This window comes from Streptomyces sp. NPDC003635, assembly GCF_053587635.1.
Genome location: NZ_JBSFOK010000057.1, coordinates 40,083 through 46,578, shown reverse-complemented (window position 1 = coordinate 46,578; position 6,496 = coordinate 40,083). Strand labels below are relative to the sequence as shown.

6 protein-coding genes are annotated in these 6,496 nt (G+C 69.9%); 4 read left to right on the top strand and 2 right to left on the bottom strand.

Features of this window, described 5'->3' with window-relative positions; translation table 11 throughout:
- Positions 1–546 (top strand): RNA-guided endonuclease TnpB family protein (locus ACWDRW_RS35230; protein WP_451730962.1); only part of this gene is annotated, 546 nt, incomplete at its 5' end.
- Between the two features lie 41 nt (positions 547–587).
- On the opposite strand, the gene ACWDRW_RS35225 is transcribed toward ACWDRW_RS35230, so the two are convergent.
- Entirely contained in the window at positions 588–1,844 is a 1,257-nt protein-coding gene (locus tag ACWDRW_RS35225; protein WP_451730959.1) for an MFS transporter, read from the bottom strand.
- 129 nt (positions 1,845–1,973) lie between these two features.
- On the opposite strand from ACWDRW_RS35225, the gene ACWDRW_RS35220 reads away from it, so the two are divergent.
- Both ACWDRW_RS35220 and ACWDRW_RS35215 read left to right on the top strand, forming a co-directional pair.
- Positions 1,974–2,858, top strand: coding sequence for a winged helix-turn-helix transcriptional regulator (locus ACWDRW_RS35220; RefSeq protein ID WP_451730956.1), 885 nt, complete (start codon positions 1,974–1,976; stop codon positions 2,856–2,858).
- A 417-nt stretch (positions 2,859–3,275) separates the two neighbouring features.
- Entirely contained in the window at positions 3,276–4,358 is a 1,083-nt protein-coding gene (locus ACWDRW_RS35215) for a substrate-binding domain-containing protein (protein ID WP_451730954.1), read from the top strand.
- On the opposite strand, the gene ACWDRW_RS35210 is transcribed toward ACWDRW_RS35215, so the two are convergent.
- Positions 4,342–4,791, bottom strand: coding sequence for a MarR family winged helix-turn-helix transcriptional regulator (locus ACWDRW_RS35210; protein ID WP_451730953.1), 450 nt, complete (start codon positions 4,789–4,791; stop codon positions 4,342–4,344). The genes ACWDRW_RS35215 and ACWDRW_RS35210 overlap by 17 nt on opposite strands.
- Positions 4,792–5,181: 390 nt before the next feature.
- Between ACWDRW_RS35210 and urtA the strand changes: the two genes are divergently transcribed.
- The gene (gene urtA, locus ACWDRW_RS35205) at positions 5,182–6,435 is read left to right on the top strand and encodes an urea ABC transporter substrate-binding protein (RefSeq protein ID WP_451730950.1); all 1,254 of its coding nucleotides are present in this window, start codon (positions 5,182–5,184) and stop codon (positions 6,433–6,435) included.
- The last annotated feature ends 61 nt before the right edge of the window (positions 6,436–6,496 follow it).

The window sequence follows — 6,496 nt, the reverse complement described above, 5'->3', positions numbered from 1 at the left end:
AGGGCCCAGCGGGAACTTGCCCGCAAGGCGAAGGGGGAGGGATCGAACCGGGTCAAGGCACGCCGCAGGGTTGCCAAGGTCTACGCCCGCATCAGCGACCGCAGGCGTGACCACCTGCACCAGCTCACCACTCGCCTCGTTCGTGAGAACCAAACGATCGTGATCGAGGACCTCGCCATCCGGAACATGGTGAAGAACAGAAGGCTGGCCCGGGCCATCAGCGATGCGGCGTGGGCGGACTTGCGGAGCCTGCTGGAGTACAAGGCCCGCTGGTACGGCCGTGAAGTGATCGCGGTCGACCGCTGGTTCCCCTCCTCCAGGCTGTGCTCCGCATGCGGCGCCCTGCAGGACAGGATGCCGCTGAACGTCCGCGCATGGACGTGCGCCGGCTGCGGGACAACCCACGACCGGGACGTGAACGCGGCGAAGAACATTCTGGCCGTCGGGCTGACGGCATCTGTCTGTGGAGCCGGTGTAAGACCTCAACGGAGCACTCCGGGCGGGCAGTCGGCAACGAAGCAGAAACCCCTACAGCGCGAGCCGTAGGAATCCCCCTCCTTCAGGAGGGGGAGGAAGTCAAGGACGTGTCAGGCGAGGTCCCGGCGGCGGCCCACCGGGACCGTCAACAGGTACAGCGGCGGCAGGAGCGCGGCGATGCACACCATCCACAGAGCCGCGTGCGTTCCTGCGCAGGTGGCTAGCAGGCCGGCGGTGAGGGCGCCGAGCGGCTGGGCGCCCCAGGACACGAAGCGGACGGTGGCCATGACTCGGGAGAGGAGCTCGGGCGGGGAGTCGGTCTGCCGGTGGGTGCGGGTGGTGATCGATCCGATGACGACGCCGAACGCGAAACCGGCGTTTCCCAAGGCGAACCAGTACGCGTTGGCCGCGGACGTGGTCAAGGGGGCCAACAGGGCGGCAGCGCCGCCTGCCAGCGCGGTTCCGACGAGGCCACGGGCGGTGCCGAACCGCCGGATCACCCGGGCCGCCACGGCGGATCCGGTGAGCGCGCCGATGCCGTCCATGGCGAGTACCAGGCCGAGTTGTACGGGCGTCAGCCCGGCCTCGCGGACCAGGTAGAGGGGGGTGAGGGCGACCAGGGCGGCGCAGACGAAGTTGGTGGCGGTGGCCCAGAGCATGCAGGGCAGCATCACCGGGTGCCGCGTGACGTAGGTCCAGCCCTCGCGGATCAGCCGGAGGGCGCCGTCGCCGCTGCGGGTGGCGGGACGGCGCTCGGGGAGGGTACGCAGCAGCCCGGCGGAGAGCAGGTAGCTGGCCGCGTCCACCAAGAGCGCGCCGACCGGGCCCGCGGCGTGCACGAGAAGGCCGCCCCCGGAGGGTCCTGCGGTCTCGGTGACGGCGTGCGTGCCCGACATCAGGCTGTTGCGGGCGGTGAGCTGCCCGGCCGGGACCAGGGCAGGCAGAAAGGTCGAGTTGGCGATGTCGAAGAGTACGGTCGCGGCGCCGATGACCAGAGCGGCGAGCAGCAGGTGCGGGTAGGTGAGCCGGTCGAGCCACCAGGCGAGCGGGAGAGATCCGACAGCGGCGAACCGTACGAGATCGAGGGTGACCTGGAGACGTCGGAGCGGAACGCGCTGGGCGATCACTCCGGCCGGGAGGCTGAGCAGCAGCCAGGGGATCTGTCCGGCGGCGGCGAGCAGGGTGGCCTGGAGTGCCGTGGCGTCGAGGACGGTGAGGGCGACCAAGGGCAGAGCGAGGGCGGTGACGGCGGTGCCCGCGTTACTGACGGTGGCGGCGGCCCAGTAGCGCCAGAAGACGGACCGCGGAGAGGCCGCGTGGCGGGTCGTTCGGCGATCACGCTTCGGGACCGTCGTTGTCTCGCTCATGCGATGCCCGTCCTCCAGTGAGTCTCTATTGGGAACTTACTTGCGTCCTGTGAGTTCCTATCGGGAACTCACCGCATGGCGCAAGATGGTTTTCAGCACTCGGTACTGCCCCCAGGAGACAGGAGCCCCATGGCCAGGTCGGTGCCTGAACGGGACGCCGCCTGTGCGATCGCACAGGCGGCGGCGGTGGTCGGCGACTGGTGGAGCCTGCTCCTGGTGCGGGAGACCGCCCGCGGGCACCACCGGTTCGACGCGCTCCAGGAGGAGTTGGGGATCTCCCGCAAGGTACTGACCGAGCGCCTTGCACAGCTGGTGCAGGCGGAGGTCCTGACGAGGGTTCCGTATCAGAGCGGCCCGGTGCGCTACGAGTACCGGCTGACGGAGCGCGGGCGGGGCCTGCTGCCCGTGCTGCTGTCGATGCAGGACTGGGCGGACCGCTGGCTGCTCGGCGACGGCTCACTGAGCGGCACCGCCGACGAGGACAGTGCCGAGGCGCGGCGGGTGGCGGGCCTGGTGGGCGAGCGGCTGCCCGGCCTGGAACTGCCCGGGCACCAGAGCGGTATGCCACTGGACCCGGTGGCCGAGACCGCGGCCACCGTCCTGTTCTGCTACCCGGCGACCGGTCGCCCCGGCCCGCTGCCGGACGGCTGGGCCGACATCCCGGGCACCGTCGGCTGCACGCTGGAGAACCGGCTGTTCCGCGACGCGTACGACGATTTCCGCGGCGCAGGCGCCGAGGTGCGCGGGGTGAGCACTCAACGCCCGGACGAGCAGAGGGTGTTCGCTGTCGAGGAGGGCATCCCCTTCACTCTGCTCTCGGACGTCGACCTGCGCCTCGCCGCAGCTTTGCGGCTACCGGTGTTCCGCGCCGGGCAAGCACTGCGTCTGAAGCGGGCGGTGCTGGTGGTGGACCGCGAGCGTGTGATCCGCCAGGCACGCTTCCCCGTGACGGACATCCCCGAGGCCGTGCGCGAGGCGCTGGCGGTGGTACGGCGGGTGGCGGCGGGCAGCTGAAGGGCGTGGGGCGAGGGCTCAGTGGGCCGGTGAACACCACTCGAGCCCGATCACTCGACGCCCGAGGGCCTCTTCGGCGTCTGCCCCGTCCGATCCACACACGAGGTTCGGAAGGAGAACGACCTCTATCGGTGCCACATCGGGAAGCTGCTCTCGACTCTCCATGATGCGCCGGCCCGGGTTCTGCCGATGGATGGGGCAAGGCTGGCGCAGGTGGCATCCCTGGGGCCGCCGGTGTGCGCCTGGCCGGCGGCGACCAGCCGCTGCCCGAGCGCAGCGCAAGCCCTGTCAGGCGGTCGGACTTTGGCGCATTGTCAAGGCCCCCGCACCGGTCTAGGCTCCGTCGGTGCGGGAGGTCCTCAGCAAGGGCGCCGGGGCTGAACTCCGCGGACGCCGCGTAATCCCCGGAGGTGCCCTGTGCACTCGACGGCAGCACACCTGTCCCCGAGCCGCCGGGACGTGCTCCTGGTGGCACTCGTGATCCCCCTCCACGGCCCGGCCGGCATCTTCGGACTGTCCTGCGAGCTTTCGGCGCAACTGGCCGCGGAGGAACTCAACGCCGGGGGCGGCATCCTGGACCGGGAAGTACGGCTGGTCGTCGTGGACGGCGGCGCCGCACCCCGGCAGGTCGCGGACGAGGTGGCCGGCCTGGTCGCGCTCGGCGCGGTCGACGCCGTCGTCGGCTGGCACGACTCCGCGGTACGCCAGGCGCTGGCACCGCGGATCGCCAACCGGGTGCCGTACATCTACACCGCCCAGTACGAAGGCGGCGAGGAGACCCCCGGCGTCTTCCTCACCGGAGAGACGGACATCCAGCAACTCGCCCCCGCGATGCGGCTGTTGGCCGAGTCCACGGGTGTGCGCCGCTGGTGCACGGTGGGCAGTGACTACGTCTGGCCGCGGGTGACCGCACGTACCGCGCGCCGGTTCGCCGACGAGTGCCGCGGCAGCGTGGTGGACGAGGTGTTCGTGCCCCTGGGCACGGCGGAGTTCGGCCCCGTGGTGCGCCGGGTCGAGGCATGCGGGGCGGACGCGGTACTGATGCTGCTGCTCGGGGACGACGCGGTGCGCTTCAACCGGGCGTTCACCGCGGCGGGCCTGCACCAGCGGTGCGTACGGCTGAGCACGCACATGGACGAGAACCTGCTGCTCGCCTCCGGCGCGGAGGCGTCGGAGGGACTGTGGGCGGCGGCCGGATACTTCGACTCCCTGATGACCTCGGAGAGCCTGTCCTTCGGCCACCGCTACGCCCGCCGCTTCGGTGACGAGGCGCCGGTCGCGGGGAGTCTCGGCGAGTCCTGTTTCGAGGGCTTCCTGCTGCTCGGCGCGCTCGCCGAACAACGCGGATCGCTGAGCGCATCGGCGCCGGCGGGCCCGGACGAGACGATCTGCTACGAGGGCCCCCGGGGCGCTCTGCGGCTGCGGGGCAACCATCTCGAACAACGGCTGTATCTCGCCCGGGCGGACGCCCTGGACTTCGAGATCACCGCTCAGCTCTGACCTGCTCCGAGCCGCGCTCCAGCAAGAACTCCAGCCGCGCAAGCCCCTCCGCCAGCTCCTGTACGCCGGGCAGCTCGCCCAGCACCTGCTCGTGCACTCGCTGCACCGGCACCGACACGGCACGGTGCCGGGTCCGGCCGCGGGCGGAGAGGTAGACCAGCACGCGCCGGCCGTCCCCCGGGTCCTTGCGGCGGTAGACCAGGGCCGCCGACACCATCCGGTCGACCAGCTTGGTGAGGCTGGGCGCGGGCATCAGCGCGTAGGAAGCGATGTCCGACATGGTGTGTCCGCGGCCGTCCGAGAGCAGTGCGAGCACCCGCCACTCCTCGACGGAGCACTGCTCGTCCTCCAGCGCGGCGGCCAGCCGACGGGTCATCAACCGCTCCGCGCTGCTGAGCAGTCGGGTCAGATCGCGCGGCGGCTCTGACAGCACTTCGATCCTCCTCGGCAGGCCACGAAGAAGCGGCTCACAGCGCCGACCCTACCTCCCTTCGGGAGATGCTTTCCAGGGCAAGTAAGCCCTTCCCGGGCCCAAGTACGCCCCCACCAGTGGTCTTTGGGACATCCGAGACGTCGGCTCACGGCGTGGCTCGCACCGAGTTGCTTCCAAAAGAAATTACTCATCAACGGCGCCGAAACGCCGGGGTAACAGCACGGGCGCAGTCTGTGACCGCACTTCAGACGACCAGCTCGGCCGCCACCGCACCGTACGGCTGGGAATGCGCGCGCCCACCAGCCGCCCTTCACACGCTGAGTGCCCGCGCATCCCCGTCCCCGATTCTTCCTCTCGTTCCCACGCCCCTTCGGGGCAAGGAGGTACCGCATGTCCGGGCCCAGCATCAGCCGTCGCGGTCTTTTGACAGGCGTCTCTGCCATCGGCGCGTCCGCCGCCCTCAGCGCGTGCGGCGCCAAGACCGGCGACGACACGTCGTCCGGCACCGCGGCCAAGGCCGACACCTCCGGCAGCACCGTCAAGGTCGGGCTGCTCAACTCGCTGTCGGGCACCATGGCCATCAGCGAGGTGACCGTCCACAACTCGCTGCTCCTCGCCATCAAGGAGATCAACGCCGCCGGTGGCGTGCTCGGCAAGAAGCTCAAGCCGGTCAGCCAGGACGGCGCCTCCGACTGGCCGACCTTCGCGGAGAAGGCCGAGGGCCTGATCACCGATGACAAGGTCGTCGCCACCTTCGGCTGCTGGACCTCGGCGAGCCGCAAGGCCGTCAAGCCGGTCTTCGAGCGTCACAAGTCGCTGCTGTTCTACCCCGTGCAGTACGAGGGACTGGAGCAGTCGCCGTACATCTTCTACACCGGCGCGACCACCAACCAGCAGATCGTGCCCGCACTCGACTACCTCAAGAAGCAGGGATTGACGCGGTTGTACCTGGTGGGCAGCGACTACGTCTTCCCGCGCACCGCCAACAAGATCATCAAGGCGTACGCGGAGGCCAACGGCATGAAGGTGGTCGGGGAGGACTACGCGCCCCTGGGCTCCACGGAGTTCAGCACCATCGTCAACAAGGTCAAGGACTCCGGTGCCGACGCGGTGTTCAACACCCTCAACGGCGACAGCAACGTGGCCTTCTTCAAGGAGTACAAGTCCTCGGGTCTCACCGCGAAGAGCATGCCGGTGCTGTCGGTGTCGATCGCCGAGGAGGAGGTCAAGAGCATCGGCACCCAGTATCTGGAGGGCCAGTTGACCGCCTGGAACTACTACCAGACCACGCCGGGCGCGGCCAACACCGAGTTCGTGAAGGCCTACCAGGCCGCGTACGGCAAGGACAAGCCGACCAGTGACCCGATGGAGGCCGCGTACGTCTCGGTCTACCTCTGGAAGGAGATGGTCGAGAAGGCCGGCTCGTTCGACGTCGCCGAGGTCAAGGCGGCCGCCGACGGCATCGAACTCGACGCCCCGGAAGGCAAGGTCACCGTGGACGGCGCCTCCCAGCACGTGTACAAGACGGCCCGCATCGGCAAGGTCGGCGCGGACGGCCTTATCGAGGAGGTCTGGAACTCGGGCAAGCCGGTCAAGCCGGACCCGTACCTGAAGGGCTACACCTGGGCCTCCGGTCTCTCCTGAGCCCCGGCCCCGCGCGAGTCCCGGGCCTCGTCACCGAGGCCGGGCCGCGCCCCGGACCGCA

Excerpts from the sequence above, each read along its gene's own strand:
- ACWDRW_RS35225 (WP_451730959.1), bottom strand. The coding sequence starts at position 1,844 with ATGAGCGAGACAACGACGGTCCCGAAGCGTGATCGCCGAACGACCCGC.
- ACWDRW_RS35220 (WP_451730956.1), top strand. The coding sequence starts at position 1,974 with ATGGCCAGGTCGGTGCCTGAACGGGACGCCGCCTGTGCGATCGCACAG.
- urtA (WP_451730950.1), top strand. The coding sequence starts at position 5,182 with ATGTCCGGGCCCAGCATCAGCCGTCGCGGTCTTTTGACAGGCGTCTCT.